This is a genomic window from Streptomyces sp. NPDC041068 (genome assembly GCF_040647455.1).
Taxonomy (GTDB): domain Bacteria; phylum Actinomycetota; class Actinomycetes; order Streptomycetales; family Streptomycetaceae; genus Streptomyces.
In genome coordinates, this window is sequence record NZ_JBEZCG010000001.1 from 866,258 (window position 1) to 881,802 (window position 15,545).

The window sequence follows — 15,545 nt, forward strand, 5'->3', positions numbered from 1 at the left end:
TCCTCCAGCGCTTTCCTCCAGCTTTTCCTCCAGCGCTTCCCTTCAGTCAGTGCTTTCCTTCCAGGAGTGACCAGGCATGGCAACCATGATCAAGCTCGGCGAACTGACGGGCGACTACGTCATCGACACCGCCCGCACCCGGATCGGGCTCGTCGCCCGGCACACGATGGGCACGAAAGTGTCCGGCCGGTTCGACGAGTTCGAGGGCAGCGTGCACCTGGACGGCGACGACCCGTCGAAGTCCGGCGCCCTGCTCAGCCTCCGTACGGCGAGCATCCGCACCGGCAACCCGCAGCGCGACGACATGCTGCGTGGCAAGTTCCTGGACGCGGACAACCACCCTGCCCTCACCTTCGCCACGGCCTCGGTCGAGCAGGTCGGCGAGACGTCCTTCAAGGTCACCGGCGACCTGACCGTCCGCGGCGTGGGCAGACCGATCACGCTGGACGTGGAGTTGACCCGCGCCGAGGAGGACCCGCAGGGTGGGGTGAGCGTCGGGTTCAAGGGCGGGGCCGTGGTCAACCGCCAGGACTGGCACGTCAATTGGAACGCCGCGACCGCGCTCATGGTCGGCCCCAAGGTGCTGCTGGAGCTCGACGTCACCTTGACCCGCAAACCCTGACGACCGAGCCCCCAAGCCCCTGACGACCACGTCCTGACAACGGTGAGAGACGAGAACAGAAGCCTTGCGATGACGAATTCGCGCCTGCGCGTCGTGACACTGAACGTATGGAACATCCGGGGAGACGCCGCCGCCCGCACGGCGCTCGTCAACGCCGAACTGCGGCGGCTCGCCCCGGACCTCGTCGCCTTGCAGGAGGTCCTGCCGCACCAACTGCCCGCCCTGATCGAGGGGACGGGGCTGCACGGCACCCACCAGTCGCAGACGGCCGCGCGCCAACCGCCCCACGCGGACCGGTACGGCGGGACGGCTATCGCGACGCGGTGGCCGCACCGCGTCACCGAGGTCCTCGACCAGCGCGCAACGGACGCGCCGGACCTCCCCTGGCTCACCCTGGCGGCGCTGGTGCCGCTGCCTGATCTCGACGACGTGCTGTTCATCGCGTCGACCACGTCCTTCCGGCTCGACATGGAAGCGCAGCGGGAGCGCCAAGTCCTCGCCCTGAGCGACCTGGACGCCCGGCACAGGACGGTCCTGCCCACGGTCATGGCCGGCGATTTCAACGCGGGGCCCGACGCGGCGAGCATCCGGTATCTGACCGGCCGGCAGTCGCTCTCGGGGCGCAGCGCGCACTTCCACGACGCATGGGAGGTCGCGGGCTCCGGTCCGGGCCACACCTGGTCCGCCGACAACCCCAACGCGACCGAGGACATCGAAGGCCTGGTCCGCCAGCCCGGCCACCGCCGCCGCCTCGACTACGTCTTCGTCGGTTCACCGCACGCCCACCCGAAGGCCTTCGCCCGCATCCGCGCGGCCGAACTCGCCTTCGACAAGCCGGTCGACGGCGTCTGGGCGAGTGATCACTTCGGCGTCGTGGCCGACCTGGAGGTGGGGTTGCTCGCGCCTGCCGAGGGAGACGGAAGGGGTTCCGCTTAGGCCCGACAGGGCCGAAGAGCCTACTGTGGCGGGATTCCGGAACAGTGTGACGCAGTGATCACCGATCGACGGATACGTGATCATGGACATGGGCATGCATCGGGCGCTGATGATCATCGATCAAGGAGTACGACGCCCGACATGTCCGCTGCCCCCGCCCCCATCGCGACCTCGTCCAGCCCCGCTCCGACCCCTGCCGCACCGGGAGCCCTCCCGCTGCTCGGACACGCACTCCAACTGAAGCGGCGGCCCCTGCAGTTCGTGGACTCGCTGCGCGAGCACGGGCCCGTGGTGCGCATACGGCTGGCCCACACCTCGGCCTATGTGGTGACCGATCCGGCCCTGACGAAGGAGGTGCTGGTCACCGACGCGGCGAGCTTCGCCAAGGGCGGGCGGATCATCGACGCGCTCCGTGTCTTCTTCGGCGACGGTCTCGCGACGGTGGCCGACGGCGACGTCCACATGAAGAACCGCCGCCTGATGCAGCCCATGTTCAACCGCGCCCACATCGCCACCCGCGGCGACGCCATGATCGAGCAGGTGCGGGAGCTCGTCGACGGCTGGGGGCAAGGTGTTCCCCGGGACACGCTCGCCGACATGACGGAGCTGACTCTCGCGGCCTTCCTCGGTGCCCTGTTCGGCTCGGACCTGCCCGGCCATCTGCAACGCGAGTTCATCGCGCTCATGCCGCCCATCATGAGGGGGACCATCCGGCAGACCATCCTCCCCGGTTGGATCAACGGGCTTCCGCTGCCGGCCAACCGCGCCCACGCCGAACGCGTCGCGCGCCTGCGGCGCCTCATCGACCAGGCCATCGAGCACCGCAGCGCGGCGCTGGCCGAACGGTCGACGGATCCTCGGGGCGATGCGGCGCTCGAACCCCGGTGCCCGCACGCCGATGCCGCGGACACCGGTCGGACAGGCGTCGGCGGCACGGAGACCGGGCTCTTCGACACCCTCCTCACGGCACCCGAGTCCCTCTCGCGCCGCCAGCTCCAGGACGAGGCGATCACTCTGCTCACCGGCGCCATCGAGACCACCGGCACCACACTGGCCTGGGCTCTGTACGAGATCGACAGGAACCCGGAGATCCGGCAGCGTTTGCAGGACGAGCTCGCGACCGTCTGCGGCGGCGAAGGCCCTGTCCGCCACGAGCACCTGGACCGACTCACCTACACCCGCGCGATCCTGCAGGAGGCGATGCGCCAGTACGGACCGGCCTGGCTGGTCACCCGGACGGCGACCCGTACCGTCACCCTCGGCGGTCACCGCATCCCCGAGGGCGCCGACGTCGTCTACAGCCCCTACCTCCACCAGCACGACCCCGCGGTCTTCCCCGACCCGGACCGCTTCGACCCCGACCGCTGGACCGAACGGCCCGACGCGGCCGCGCGCGGCTCGTTCCTGGCCTTCGGCGCGGGGCGGCGCAACTGCATCGGCGAGGCCTTCGCCTGGACGGAGCTCCTGGTCGTCCTCGCCACGGTCAGCCGACGTTGGCCCGGTCTCACCCTCGCTCCCGGTTCGGCGCCCCGGCCCCGGGCGGTCGTGACCGTGAAGCCGGACAACCTGTCGATGATCCCCGGCTGACGACGTCGACTGCCCGCTTCGCCTTCGTCCCGGTCCCCGGCCCCGTACGCCGGTACATCCTGGCGACGGCCGCGCACTGCAGCGCCATGGAAGCCGCCATGGCGCCGCAGACGCCCGGCAGTCCCGACCCCGACAGGGCGTACGCGAGGGCGAGTTGGGTCGCCACCCCGCATGTCGTGATGCGGGCCAGGGCGGGGGCTGCGCCGCCGGCCTCGAACACTCCGCCCAGCGCGATGTAGCAGGCGAGGAGCATCAAGTAGGGGCCGAGGCAGCGCAGGTGGAGTGCCCCCGCTTCGGCGGCCTCGCCTCCGCTGCCGAAGGCCCGCATGATCCACGGAGCGGTGGCGAGCAGGGCCAGCGCGGCCGCGAGGCCCAACGCCCCGGCGAGGAGCAGGGCTTGGCGGCCGATGGCCCGTCGTTCGTCGCGCCCTGTGCCGAGCAGATGGGCGGTGTGGATGGCGGCCGCCTGCCGTACGGAGTAGAAGGCCATGGTCGCGACGTACGTGGCCTTTGTCGCGATTCCGTAGGCGGCGACCTCGTCGACGCCGATCCGGGCGACGACGGCGACCAGTGCGAGCGAGCCGGCCATCCGTGCGACGAAGTCGGCCGACATGGGCAGCCCGGTCGCGGCCGTCCTGCGGGCGTCGGTGCCGAGTGACCGCGCCCGGCTCATGGGTCTCGTAACTGTTCGGCGCAGTACGTCATTTCGGTGCAGCGCCACACACCCGCAGGCCAGCGCGGCCGTCCGGCCGAGGACCGTGGCGATCGCCGCACCCCGCACACCGAGGTCGAACCCCAGGATGAGCAAGGGGTCCAGGACGAGGATCAGCCCGTTCGCGAGCATCGCGAGCCTCATCGGCGTACGCGTGTCGCCCAGGCCCTTGAGGATGCCGTCGACGACGTTGGTCGCGAAGTACACCGCGATCCCCGGCAGAGCGATCGCGAAGTAGTCGGTGGCGAGGGGGAGCGCGGCGCTGTCGCCGCCTCCGAGGACCAGGCGGGCGAGCGGCTCGCGGCAGAGGTATCCGCCGACGGCGACGAGCGGCGTGAGGATCGCCCACAGGGCCCAGCCGCCGCGCACGGCCGAGCGCATCGCCCTGTGATCCCGTGCGCCTCTGGCCCGCGCCACCAGCACGGTCGTGCCGGAGCCCGCGACGAGGATGACGCCGAGCAGCAGGTTCTCGACATTGGTGGCGACGGCCACGGCGGCGACGGCCTCGCCGCCCAGCCGTGCCACCCAGACCATGTTGATGATCCCGGCCGCCACCCCGGAGAGAAGCTCGAAGTAGACCGGATACGCGAGCGACACCAGCCTTCGCCGATGCCCGTCGGCCCCTGTTCCTGTTCTCGTTCTTGTTCTTGTTCTTGTTCTTGTTCTTGTGTCTTTCCCTGCTCTCACTGCAGAGCCCCCTCTTTTCGCGGTACCTCTAATCGAGGTACCGCGAAAAGAGATAGCATGGCGGCACGTGCCGGGCAAGGGTCCGGGGCGGGCGCGCGGGAAGGGGGTCCGGCAGATGCTGGAGCTGTCGATTCTGGGGTTTCTCCATGAGGAGCCCTTGCATGGCTACGAGTTGAAGGCCCGCATCCAGAGCCTCAGCGGTCACATCCGCCCCGTCAGTGACGGCGCGCTGTACCCAGCCATCACCCGGCTGGTGAAGGCCGGCCTGGTCGAGCAGCGCACCCGACCAGGGAGCAGTGCGGCACCCCGCAGGACCTTGTCGCTCACCGCGGCGGGCCGTGCCGACCTGGAGGCCAGGCTCCGCCACCCCAAGGACGCCGAAATCACCGACGGACAGCGCTTCTTCACGCTGCTCGCGTTCCTGCGGCACCTCCCGGACCCTGCGGAGCAGGCCGAAGTCCTGCGCCGCAGGCAGAGCTTCCTCGACGCCCCGACGAGCTTCTTCTACCGCGACGGCGAACCGGTGCGGGCCGAAGAGGCCTCGGACCTCTTCCGGCAGGGCATGCTGCGCGTCGCGCGCGCCACCGCCGTCGAGGAGAAGGCGTGGCTGGCGGAGGCGATCGAGGCTCTGGAGAGCTGAGCGGAACCGGGTGCCGCGTGACGGTGCCCGGAGGTGCGCCGCGCGTGGCTGTCAGTAGCCGATCGTGAAGCGGCGCTGCACGAAGCGCGGCAGTTCCACTTCGTCGATCAGGGCCACGGCGGCGTCCTCCGCCGAGATGCGGCTGCGTCCCTCCGTGTCCAGGACCGGCTGGTCACCACCGATCCGGAAGCGGCCGGTCCGCTCGCCCGGGGCGATGTCCTCGGCCGGGCTGAAGTAGGTCCACAGCCGGTTCGATGTGCGCAGGACGTTCAGGGCGTCACGGTGGCCGCGCACGGCCGCCGCGTACTCGCGGGGCAGCCCGAGCTGGTCGAGGCTCCGGTGGATGAGTTCGTCGTGGTCGGCGTGGACGACGCCGGGGGAGACCTCCAGGCTGCCCGCGCCGCCGATCACGATCAGCCGGGTCCTGGGACGGCTCTCCAGCGCCTTGAGGAGGGACCGCGCGGCGGTGGCGTAGACGGTGGGGTCGTCGATCGAGCGCCGCACGGTGTCCGTGAAGTCCTTGGCGGCATTGCCCGGTTGATATCCGCTGATGAGCACGTCGAGGCCGGGCAGGGCGGCGGCGATGCTCGCGGGGTCGAAGACGTCGATGTCGGTCCAGGTGATGTTGTCGCGACTCTCGCCCGCGGTGGACCGCGCGGCGTCGCGGCTGAACGCCGTGACGCGGTGGCCCCGTTCGAGCGCCTCGGTGACGACCCTGCTGCCGATCGTTCCGGTGGCTCCGATGACTCCGATGTGCATGGTTCTCCCCTGGTCATGCAGGCATGGGCGGCGCCGCCGAAGCGGCGGCGCCAGACGAGGACTATACGCCGTGAAGTGAACTGCACGCCGTAAAGTTTCTATACGGCGACTCGCGAAGGTGACGCTGTAGAGTGCTCGGGTGGCAGGCAACGGGAACAGAGGGCGGCGCGAGCGGCTGCGGGCCGAGACGACGGCCGAAATCAAGGACGTGGCACTGGAGTTGATGGCCTCCAAAGGCCCCGACGCCATCACCCTGCGGGCCATCGCCCGCGAGATGGGCATGACCGCCAACGCCCTGTACGGCTACTTCGCCACCCGTGACGACCTCGTCACCGCCCTCATCAACGACGTCTACACCGCACTGGCCGACGCCGTGGACGCCGCCTGGCGGGACGCCCCCGACAAGGACGCGGCCGCCCGTATCAGGGCCTGGGCCGATGCCTTCCGTACGTGGGCGCTGGCGAACCCCGAGGGGTTCCGGCTCATCTACGGCGACCCGGTTCCCGGCTACCGCGCGCCCGAGGACGGCGCCGCTCCGGACGCCGCGCGCCGCGTCTGCACGGGCCTCGCCGGTCTCGCGGCGGCCGCCTGGCCCCATGCCGGACACCTCTACGAGGACGACGAGTTCACGTGGTCCGACTTCGACGCGGGACTCCTCGACAAGGTGCGCCCCGCCTTCCCGGAGCTGCCGCCCGCGGCCGTCGCCCTCGCCCTGCGCATCTGGGGGCATCTGCACGGTCTCGTGTCACTGGAGGTCTACGGCCACCTGCGCACCCAGACGGTCAGCCCGGACAAGCTCTTCCGGGCGGAACTCGCTCAGCTCATCAGGGCGTGGGGCGTTCCCGCGAAGTGAGGGGCCGCCGTGCCGCACCCGCATGGCTCAGCCGCTCGCGCGCCGCTCTCCCCCATGGCGCTGAATCAACAGGCTCCCCAGCGCGGTGCGCTGGTGCAGGACCGCCCGACCCGCGCGCACCGTGGTGATCAGGCCCGCGCCGCGCAGCATCGTGGCGTGGGCCGAGGCGGTGGCATTGCTGACGCCGAGGAGCCGGGCGAGGTCGCTGGTGGTGTGCTCCTCCGTGAGCCGGAGCAGGATGTCGAGGCGGGTCCGCCCGAGCACCCCGGCCAGCGCGTCGTGCGTGCCGTCCGCGTCGGCCTGCGTGAGCGGCAGGCCCGGACCCGCCGAGTAGGTCACGACCAGGGGGTGGTCGGGCAGGTCGGCGAGGAGGGGATGTCCCGTCCAGTGGAAGGTGGGCAGGAGCAGCAGGCCTCGGCCCTTCAGCGTGATGTGCCGCTCCGGACCGGCCAACTCCCAGACGTCCTCACGCAGTCGGGAGCCGGGAACGAGTCCGGCGAGCGCGGCACCGACGCCGTGTTCGGCCACCGCCAGGGCATGGCGGGTGAACTCCTTCTGGTGCAGGTCCTGTACCGAGTCCCACACAGGACGTACGACGGTCTCGAAGGCCGCGTGCTGCGCCCGACGCACGATCTGCCAGGCGGCGGCATCGCCCTGGCGCAGGTCGCGGATCCACGGCGGTGGCGGGGGCGCCTGGGTGGCGTAGACGCGCTCGAGTTCGCAGCGGACCAGGTCCGGGTGCGCGGCGCGGACGGTGTCGAGGCCCTCATCGAGGGTGTCGCTGAACACGTCGAAGAAACGGGGTGCCTGGTCGGCAGGGACCAGATCCCTCAGGGGGGCGACGGAGGCCGGAAGGGCACGGAGGACTCGGAGTCTCCACCGGTCGAAGAGCAGGCCGCCGTCAGGGCGACTCATCATCAGTAGCGCCGTGTTGAGTGCCTGCAGCGGCGCGGGGCGGGGCGCGAATCGGACCCGCGCGAAGTCGGCGGCCGAGAAATGGATCCGGATCACTACGCTCCCTGGCCGTGCCGCGCCACCTTTTCGGGCAGGTCCTAAAGCCTCGTCCGCGGCCTGCGCCGGGCGCCAGCATTCAGGACGTGCCCCCTGCGTCCATTCACTCAGGCGGGCGTCAGCAGGCACAAGGACCGGCGTCACAGAGGCGCCGCCAGGGGCGTAAGGAGACAGCCATGTCAGCCATGTCAGCCGTGTTCCGAAGGAAGACCGGCCCCGGGGACCGGCGTGCCGCCGGAGTCACCCGACGGATCGTCACCACCTCGGGAGCGCTGGCCGCCGCGACGGTGCTCACGGGCGGCGGCGTCGCACAGGCACGGGCGGAGGCGCGGTCACGCGCGCAGGTACAGGCACGCGCGCAGGTACGGGCACGCGCGCAGGTACCGGGCCGGTCGCAGGAACCGGCACGCGTTGCGGGTGACGTCTCACTGCGGCTGCCCGCGCCGACCGGCCCGCACCGGATCGGGGTGACCACCCTGCACCTGGTCGATCGGCACAGGCCAGACCCGTGGGACAGCGCCCTCCCCGCGCGGGAGTTGATGGTCTCCGTGTTCTACCAGGCCCGCACCGTTCGCGGATACCCGCTCGCACCGCAGATGACCCCCGCCGCGGCGCGGACGTTCGCGGCGTTCGACCCCCTCTACCTGCATTCGGAGCTGCCGAAGAGCGGTGTGGACTGGGCGGCCACGACGACTCACTCCCACACGGGCGCACCTGCGCAACCCGTCCGGCGGCCGGTCCTGCTGTACACCCCGGGAGGAGGCGACCCGCGCACCCTCGGCACCGGGCTCGCCGAGGAACTGGCAAGCCGCGGCTTCGTGGTGGTGACCATCGACCATCCCGGCGAACCCAGTGCGGTCGAGTTCCCCGACGGCGGCGTACGAGAGTACGCACTGCCCGGCACCCCCAGGGACCCGCGGGTCTTCCGCACGATGATCGACACCCGGCTCGCGGACACACGCTTCGTACTGGACGAGTTGACGGCCCTGGCGGCCGGCCGGAACCCCGACGCGGCAGCACGCACACTGCCCGAGAACCTCGGCCGCGCCCTGGACCCGCGGCGCGTGGGCGTCTACGGCCACTCGGCGGGCGGCACGGCCGCGGCCCAGGCCCTGTACGAGGACCGGCGCATCGACGCGGCGGTCGACCTGGAGGGCTACCTGGACTATCCGCCCGACAGCCCCGGCGAGGAAGGCGAACTGCTCCCGGTCGCCCGGCACGGCGTGGACCGGCCGCTGCTGCTGCTCGGGACCGACGGATTCCGCGACGCCAGGTTCGAGCGTTCCTGGTCGGCCGTGCTGGCCCACCCGGGAGGGCGCACCCGCCGACGACAGATCGACGACGCCACGCACTGGGTGTTCACCGACTACGCCGCCATGGCGCCCCAGCTGCAGGACGCGGGCCTGATGACCGCCGACGACCGGATCAAACTGGTCGGCGCCATCGACCCGGCGCGATCGGTGCCCGAAGTACGCCACCGCGTGGGCGCGTTCTTCACCTCTCAGGTGTGAACGCCTTCATACATCTGACATCTGAAGCGACCTTCGAGACCTTCAGAATGGCGTCCCCGGATACGCCCGGTGCAGCGCTTCGACGTGGGGGCTCAGGAACTGGCCTGGGCACTCGGTGTAATTCCGGGACCCCGCCTGCTTCTTGCGCTGCTGGTGGGACCAGACGCTGCGGATGCCGAAGCGGACGGCCAGGACGTCCACGAGGTCGTCGAGGCTCCGGAGCTGCTCGGGCGTCGGGCCGCTGTCGTGGCCCACCCAGCCGTTCTGCCAGCGCCGCTGGAAGTCGCCCGTGAGCAGGATGCCGAGGTTGGCGGCGTTGAAGAGTTCCGCGTGGTCACCCTCGATGCCCAGCGGTCGGCCCTCGTAGATGGTGCCGGTGCCGTCGATCACGTAGTGGTACGCGATGTCGGACTTGCTCGTGTCGATCTGTTTCCTCTGGACCTCCCGCACGCCCTCGCGCGTGAACGTCATGGAGTCGGCCGAGTGGTGGACGGTGATCCAGCGGTAGACGGAGGCGAGGGGCCAGTTCTCGCTGAGCGGTACGGGGGCGTCGCGGTAGGGCGGCGGTGCCGCGGGGCCCGACGCGGCCTGGTGGAACTCCCAGGCGCGCTGCGGTGGTTCGATCCGCGGCGGAGCAGCTCCCCAGGTGGTCCTGCCGACGACGGAGACGGACAGCGCCCCCCTCGGCGTGGAGGCCCACAACTCGTAGTCGCCGCGCGTCGGATGCAGGAAGCGTGACTCGTCCCAGCAGGCGGCGACGGTGCCGTGCGCGGTGGGGATCGGCCGGGTGCCGCAGGACCTCAGGTCCAGGGGAGTGCGCTCCGGGCGCTGCCCCGAGACCGGGGCGATGAACCGGCCGATGTCGGTGAGGACGGTGGTGCGCAGGTCCGACAGGTCGTAGCCGTCGTTGGGACAGCCGAGGGAGCGGGGCGGCGGTTCCACGACCCTGATCGCCGCGTCGCACCGCGGGCAGACGAGGAGGAGCACCTCACGGGCCACCAGCTCCGTCGTCGCGCCGGGCGGGAGCCGGTGGTGGCGGCCCGGATCGAGCGGCGTGCGGCCGGGCCGCAGTTCGGTCACGGCCACCGGGTCGGTGGCCTCGGCGACGGGCACCAGCTCGTGGTCGGCGCAGGTGACGGTCCAGGCCCGGGTCCCGGCGTCGGGAACCGTGATGGTGCCCCGCACGTCGGTCGTCGCGTCGATCCCCGCGTGCCGTCCTCCCGAGGGCTCGATGAGCCGCACGGTGAACTCCGGGATCGGGGTGCCGTCGCGGCGCAGAATCACCAGGGACGTGTCCGACGGCGGCGAGAGCTCGGCGACGAGCCCCTCCTCGACCAAGTCCAGCAGGCGGTGCGCGAGTCGGCCTGCCTCGGGGGAGCCCGGCGCGAGCACGTCCTTGGCGCGGTCACGCACCCGCTCGTACGTGCCGCCGAGCGCGAAGCGCAGGAAGTCCTCGGCGAAGTCGACGATCTCCCCGGCGACGAATTCGACCGCGGCGTCGGCGAAGCGAGGAGGACCGAACCCCGGCACCAGGGGCAGCGCGGGCGCACCGGCCGGGGTCCTGGTCGCGGCGACGAAGGCGGTGCAACGCCGTCGCACCGCACCGTCGTAGTACGCGCGCAGCTGTGTCGCCAATGAGCGATGCGGGTCGTACGACGCACCGAGGTTCACCCCGTCGATGTCGCCGAGCAGCCGGGGCACCGACGCATGGCGGGCGATCCAGTGGTCCAGCGCCCGGTCCCGGTCCGCCGAGGGCGCTCCGGGCGCGTGGCGGGCGCGGACGTACGCCGCGAGCGCGAGTCCGAGGTCGCCGCTCCAGGTGAGGGCGAGGTCGGCTCGCGGCTTCGGGTACAGAGGGCCGGGCGTCTGCCGGTCGGCACCGTCGATCCCGGCCAGCACCTGGGCCAGGTCGATCCGCTCGAAGCCGTTCCGGACCCGCAGCAGGGCGGCGAGACGGGCGGCGGCCGGGCCGCGCGGCGGATTCGGGGAGTCCGAAGTCCGGCCGTAGGGCGGGACGTTCCGCCGGTTGTTGACCATCCGGTGCCGGTACAGGATCAGTTCGGGCTCGACCCGGAGCTTGCGTACGGAGGTGAGGTACTCGAGGCGGGTCCTGCCCGCGGGGCGTTGGTCCTCGCCCTCCTCGGCGAGTTCGAGGAAGCCGTCGAGCGTCGCCGTCTCCACCCGGACCCGCTGCTCGGCGCACACACGCCGGGGCGTGCCGACCAGGACCCGGTAGTCCAGATGGCGCGGGGGCGGCAGGTCCGTCCGCAGGTTGACGCGGGTCTCCTGCCGGAAGTAGCCGTCCGCCGCGGTGGGCAGCACCCAGGACGTCTCACCGGTGAGGTGGGCCCGGTCCACGTCGGCGGCCACGCGGAAGGCGTCCGTGCCCCGGCCGTCCACGGTCACGCGGCCGATGGTCACCAGCGTGAAGTCGGCGGGCAGGGGCTCGACGAGGAGCCCCTCCAGGTCGCCGTACTGACGGACCTGCAACAGGAGCGGGGTGTCCGGGAGCGGTGCGCGCGGCCGGATCAGCACCTGGTCGATCTCGATGCCGATCCGCGGCGGCCGGGCCGGAGGCCGGCCGAGCGACACCGCCGAGAGCCGGGCGAGGGCGGAACTCATCCCGCACCTCCGTCCTCAGGCGCCTCCCGCGCCTCCGGCGCGAGGCGCAGACAGCCCTCCTGCGCCCGCGCGGAGACCTCGGGCAACAGGGCCTGTTGGCTCGCGGCCACGACGGGGTCGTCCCGCCACGACAGGGGCGCGGTGCGGCGGGTCCACAGGCGGTCGCCGTCCGGCGCCGGCATCAGCGGCATGCGGATGGTGCCCGGATCGACGAGGACGGGGCCGACCCGCACCGACGGAACGAGGCGGGCCAGATCCTCCGCGAACCAGTCGCGCAGCAGATCCACGCTCTTGCGCGGCAGCACACCGGAGGTGGCGTGCACCTTGGCGGCCGGGTCCATGAGCAGCGTGAGCCGCAGCGCCCGGCCGGGCAGCAGGGAGAGCGCGGAGGCGTCGGCCACGGACGGGGTGCGGACCGGCCGGGCGGCCGTGCTGCGCCGGCCGAGGGCGGCGAAGTCGCCGCGGTGCCTGCCCGAGGGCGTGGCGAGGCGGGCCACCTCGGCGTGGACGGGACGGATCAGGCCGTAGTCGTCGTCGACGAAGTAGGCCAGGAGCCCGTCGTCGAGCCGGGTCAGCGCGCCGAGCCGCACCGGGAAGGGGCGACCGGCCAACCACGCCCAGGCCGCGGCCCGTTGGGCGCGCTCCGCTGGGGAGAGCGCGGGATGGTCGTCCTCCGGTTCGATGTCCAGGACAAGACGGGCGCGGACCACCGCGATCGGCTTTCCCACGAGCTGCGCGGTGTGTTCGCTGCCTGTCGAACCGCCCGCTCCGACCGTCGTCGCGGTGGTGTCGACGATGCGCAGGAGCGCGTCCAGCGGAGTGTCGGACCGAGGGACACCGGCGGCGCGTTCCCGGCCGTCGCGGTCGATCAACCCCTCGGCCAGACCGAGGAGATGCCGTAGGCGCGGCTCCCCGGCGAAGGCCGCCGACGCCGGAGCTCCCCAGGGCGCGCGGTCGCCCGGCGGGCCCTCCCAGACGACGGCGCCGGACAGCGCGTCGTGCGCGAGCTGGCCGAGCGCCCGGCCGCCGGGGGCGAAGAACTCCACCGCCCCGTCCGCGTGGTCGGCGAGCAGCCAGCCCGCCACCGGACTCACCGCGCCGTCCTGCTGGTCGACGGCCGCCTCGCGCCCGTCGTCGGCGGCGTCGACGAGGCGGAAGGACAGCGTCGCGGGCTGGTTGACGCGCGGAGGCAGCGCGAGGATGTCCCGGGCGGGACCGCGCAGCCCCGCCCCGACGTAGGCGAGCGGGGTCGCCGGATCCAGCAGGTCCACGGTCCTGCCGTACGCGTCCACGATCCGCAGCTGTCGCAGCCGGACGAACCCGGCCCGCAGCGGATGGGGAGGCCCGGTCGGCGCCGGTGGGACGCCGGGGGTGGTCGCCATGTCGTCGGTGAAGCCGAGCATGCGCTCGCGCAGCCGGTCGAAGCCCGCCGACACCAGGTCGGGCACCCCCTCCGAGGCCGCGATGCGACGCAACCGGTTCTCCAGCGCGTCGTCGACCCTGCCCTCGCCGCGCAGATCGAGGCGGTCCTCCTCGGCCAGGAACCGGGAGATGTCGTCGCCGAGCGAGTGGGAGGGCGCCGACACGAGAGAGGACCTGCCCCGCAGTACGACGGCGCCGGCCCGGGAGAATCCGGCATGGGGGCGCGGGGCGAAGTCGAGCTCGCCCAACTCCCAGTCCCCGGCGTCCGGATGGGGGTTCCACTCGATCTCCCACTCGCACCACAGCGGCACCCACGCCTGCCGCCACAGCGTGATCCCCACCGGCGACGACCCCTTGCCGTCCTTGAGGGACAGATGGGTGAGCGGCGCGGCACGGCTGGGGAAGGCGAGGGACCAGACCATCATGGCGCCCTCGGCCCGAAGCCGCCGCACGACTTCCGCCAACGGCAGCCCGTACCGGGAGAGTCGGCCGAGCATCTCCGTGTAGTCGGCGTACGGATCCTCGACGGCCGCCTCGACGAGCAGCGCGTCGGCCTCCGGCGGGAGCGAGCCGTGGTCGAGGCCGCGCGCCAGCAGGTCCCTGCCGTCGATGACACCCGCAAGGCGCGTCACCGTGTCCCCGGTCAGCCGGCAGGCGAGGCGTTCGCCGGGCGTGCGGGCGCCGTCGTGGCCGTGCCGCAGCGACCGGCGCAGGCCCCGCATCACGAGCACGGGGTCCTGGGGGTGGAACCGCCGGGGCAGCGGCCGCGGCACCGGCTCGGTGCGGCGCGGGTCGGCGGGCGGCGCCACGTGCTCGGGCCGGGTCCTGAGCAGGTGCAGGTCCGCGAGGGTGTCGCGGCCCACCGCGAAGTCGGGGACACCGGCCGCGGTGTCCCTGCGGATCCGGTCCAGGGCAGGGGTCGGCGGCGTGGTGGGCCTGAGATCGGTAAACGGGTCCCCGGTGGCGACGCGTTCCACGCGGCTCGCTCCGGGGCGGGCGACGAAGCTCCTGGCGTGCGACTCCTCCTCGATCCGCGCGAGGCCGTCGGGCTCGCCCAGCGCCGTGGCGAGCCCGTGCGCGAAGGCCTGGTACAGGATCTCGGCGTCCGGCTGCCGCAGTTCGCCGGCGACCAGCGCGGCGAGCGCCTCCGCCGAGGTCGCCCCGATCGCCACCCGCGGTGTACCGGGCTCGGGCCGCGGGTCCTCGGTCGTCCTGGGGTCCGCGTGCACCCCGTACACCACTCCGTGGAAGAAGGACTGCCGTGGCCACCAGGCCTGCGGGTCGGCTGCGGGCCGCCCCGCCCCGAAGAGCCCGGCGAGGGGAACGGAGGCCGGGGGCGGCAGGTCGGCCGAACCCCGGCCGAGCGCCTCGGCCCCGGCGGCGGAGCGTTCGGCATCGGCCTGCGCGCGGACCAGCCGGGCGGTGTCCACCTGCCAGCCGAGCCGGTCCAGGGCGGCATGGAACGCGCCGGGTGTGTCGGCCGCCGCGAGCGGGTCGAGTTCGGGGCGGGAGTACCAGCCGACAACGACGTACGCCAGCGCGGTGCGGTGCTGGGCGGGAACCGTCGACCAGTCGTCGTGGTGGGCGAACCGCTCGGCGACGTTGTCGTAGGAGGCGGCCCAGGCAGGGTCTCCGCCGCAGACCGCGGTGAGTTGGTCCGGGCGCAGCAGCGGGGTCCGATAGGCGCGGGCGCCGCCCGGCCGCCAGCCGTCGAGCTCCGCACTGCCGCCCTTCTCGGCCTCCAGAGCCCACGCCTGCAGGGTGCGGGGCGTGCCCGTGCTGTGGTCGAGCCGGACCACCACCCAGCGGTCGGGCAGCGCGGGCCAGACCGGCTCCGCACCCGGCCCGTCCGCGACCGCGTGGGTCAGTGCGTCGGGCAGCGCCCAGTGCAGATGGACGCCAGGGGGCAGCGGCGCGGCCGGGGTGAAGGGATCGGGCGCGTACGGTCCCGGCGCGGACGGGTCCCGGGCAAGACCGTCGAACAGCCGCAGCGCGACATCGGCCCTGGCCTCCTCGACGCCCTCGTGCACGACCAGGGCCTGCACGTCGACCGGCACCAGGAGCCGGGGCCCGCGGTGCAGCCCTGCCGACCAGGAGCGGGAGGCCGCGGCGGTCAGTCCGGTGCGCGCGGTGACCGCGAACGCGGGGTGCAGGGGAAAGGGCTCGCTCATGACGGCTCCTCG

Annotated in this window: 11 protein-coding genes; 6 read left to right on the forward strand and 5 right to left on the reverse strand. The window is 72.6% G+C overall.

What is annotated here, in order from left to right:
- The first annotated feature begins 76 nt into the window (after positions 1-76).
- The 3 genes from AB0B50_RS03355 to AB0B50_RS03365 all read left to right on the forward strand — a co-directional run bounded on the left by AB0B50_RS03355 (position 77) and on the right by AB0B50_RS03365 (position 3,145).
- A complete protein-coding gene (locus tag AB0B50_RS03355; protein WP_362324724.1) occupies positions 77-622 on the forward strand; it encodes a YceI family protein in 546 nt (181 codons plus the stop codon).
- Positions 623-691: 69 nt separating this feature from the next.
- Positions 692-1,558 carry an endonuclease/exonuclease/phosphatase family protein gene (locus tag AB0B50_RS03360; RefSeq protein WP_362324727.1) on the forward strand — a complete coding sequence of 289 codons (867 nt, stop codon included), beginning with the start codon at positions 692-694 and terminating at the stop codon, positions 1,556-1,558.
- 141 nt (positions 1,559-1,699) lie between these two features.
- Entirely contained in the window at positions 1,700-3,145 is a 1,446-nt protein-coding gene (locus AB0B50_RS03365; RefSeq protein WP_362324730.1) for a cytochrome P450, read from the forward strand.
- Here the strand turns inward: AB0B50_RS03365 and AB0B50_RS03370 are convergent.
- Complete coding sequence (locus tag AB0B50_RS03370; RefSeq protein ID WP_362324733.1) at positions 3,063-4,454, reverse strand: MATE family efflux transporter; 1,392 nt, start codon at positions 4,452-4,454, stop codon at positions 3,063-3,065. The genes AB0B50_RS03365 and AB0B50_RS03370 overlap by 83 nt on opposite strands.
- A 205-nt stretch (positions 4,455-4,659) precedes the next feature.
- On the opposite strand from AB0B50_RS03370, the gene AB0B50_RS03375 reads away from it, so the two are divergent.
- Complete coding sequence (locus AB0B50_RS03375) at positions 4,660-5,184, forward strand: PadR family transcriptional regulator (protein WP_362324736.1); 525 nt, start codon at positions 4,660-4,662, stop codon at positions 5,182-5,184.
- A 51-nt stretch (positions 5,185-5,235) separates the two neighbouring features.
- Here AB0B50_RS03375 and AB0B50_RS03380 read toward each other — a convergent pair whose 3' ends face one another.
- Positions 5,236-5,943: an NAD(P)H-binding protein gene (locus tag AB0B50_RS03380; protein ID WP_362324739.1), complete on the reverse strand. Its 708-nt coding sequence runs from the start codon at positions 5,941-5,943 to the stop codon at positions 5,236-5,238.
- A gap of 139 nt (positions 5,944-6,082) precedes the next feature.
- On the opposite strand from AB0B50_RS03380, the gene AB0B50_RS03385 reads away from it, so the two are divergent.
- Positions 6,083-6,796, forward strand: coding sequence for a TetR/AcrR family transcriptional regulator (locus AB0B50_RS03385; RefSeq protein WP_362324742.1), 714 nt, complete (start codon positions 6,083-6,085; stop codon positions 6,794-6,796).
- Positions 6,797-6,823: 27 nt separating this feature from the next.
- Here the strand turns inward: AB0B50_RS03385 and AB0B50_RS03390 are convergent, their stop codons facing one another.
- Positions 6,824-7,807: a helix-turn-helix domain-containing protein gene (locus tag AB0B50_RS03390; RefSeq protein ID WP_362324745.1), complete on the reverse strand. Its 984-nt coding sequence runs from the start codon at positions 7,805-7,807 to the stop codon at positions 6,824-6,826.
- Positions 7,808-7,983: 176 nt separating this feature from the next.
- Here AB0B50_RS03390 and AB0B50_RS03395 point away from each other — a divergent pair, with 176 nt between their 5' ends.
- A complete protein-coding gene (locus AB0B50_RS03395) occupies positions 7,984-9,318 on the forward strand; it encodes an alpha/beta hydrolase (RefSeq protein WP_362324747.1) in 1,335 nt (444 codons plus the stop codon).
- 42 nt (positions 9,319-9,360) lie between these two features.
- Here AB0B50_RS03395 and AB0B50_RS03400 read toward each other — a convergent pair whose 3' ends face one another.
- Positions 9,361-11,940 (reverse strand): peptidoglycan recognition family protein, encoded by a 2,580-nt coding sequence (locus AB0B50_RS03400; protein ID WP_362324750.1) that lies wholly within the window; start codon positions 11,938-11,940, stop codon positions 9,361-9,363.
- A complete protein-coding gene (locus AB0B50_RS03405; RefSeq protein WP_362324753.1) occupies positions 11,937-15,533 on the reverse strand; it encodes a hypothetical protein in 3,597 nt (1,198 codons plus the stop codon). The genes AB0B50_RS03400 and AB0B50_RS03405 overlap by 4 nt, the downstream gene beginning before the upstream one ends.
- Between the last annotated feature and the right edge of the window lie 12 nt (positions 15,534-15,545).

What these genes read in the sequence shown, in the direction of transcription:
- AB0B50_RS03355 (WP_362324724.1), top strand. Translation starts at nt 77, where the DNA reads ATGGCAACCATGATCAAGCTCGGCGAACTGACGGGCGACTACGTCATC.
- AB0B50_RS03360 (WP_362324727.1), top strand. Translation starts at nt 692, where the DNA reads ATGACGAATTCGCGCCTGCGCGTCGTGACACTGAACGTATGGAACATC.
- AB0B50_RS03365 (WP_362324730.1), top strand. Translation starts at nt 1,700, where the DNA reads ATGTCCGCTGCCCCCGCCCCCATCGCGACCTCGTCCAGCCCCGCTCCG.
- AB0B50_RS03375 (WP_362324736.1), top strand. Translation starts at nt 4,660, where the DNA reads ATGCTGGAGCTGTCGATTCTGGGGTTTCTCCATGAGGAGCCCTTGCAT.
- AB0B50_RS03380 (WP_362324739.1), bottom strand. Translation starts at nt 5,943, where the DNA reads ATGCACATCGGAGTCATCGGAGCCACCGGAACGATCGGCAGCAGGGTC.
- AB0B50_RS03395 (WP_362324747.1), top strand. Translation starts at nt 7,984, where the DNA reads ATGTCAGCCATGTCAGCCGTGTTCCGAAGGAAGACCGGCCCCGGGGAC.
- AB0B50_RS03400 (WP_362324750.1), bottom strand. Translation starts at nt 11,940, where the DNA reads ATGAGTTCCGCCCTCGCCCGGCTCTCGGCGGTGTCGCTCGGCCGGCCT.
- AB0B50_RS03405 (WP_362324753.1), bottom strand. Translation starts at nt 15,533, where the DNA reads ATGAGCGAGCCCTTTCCCCTGCACCCCGCGTTCGCGGTCACCGCGCGC.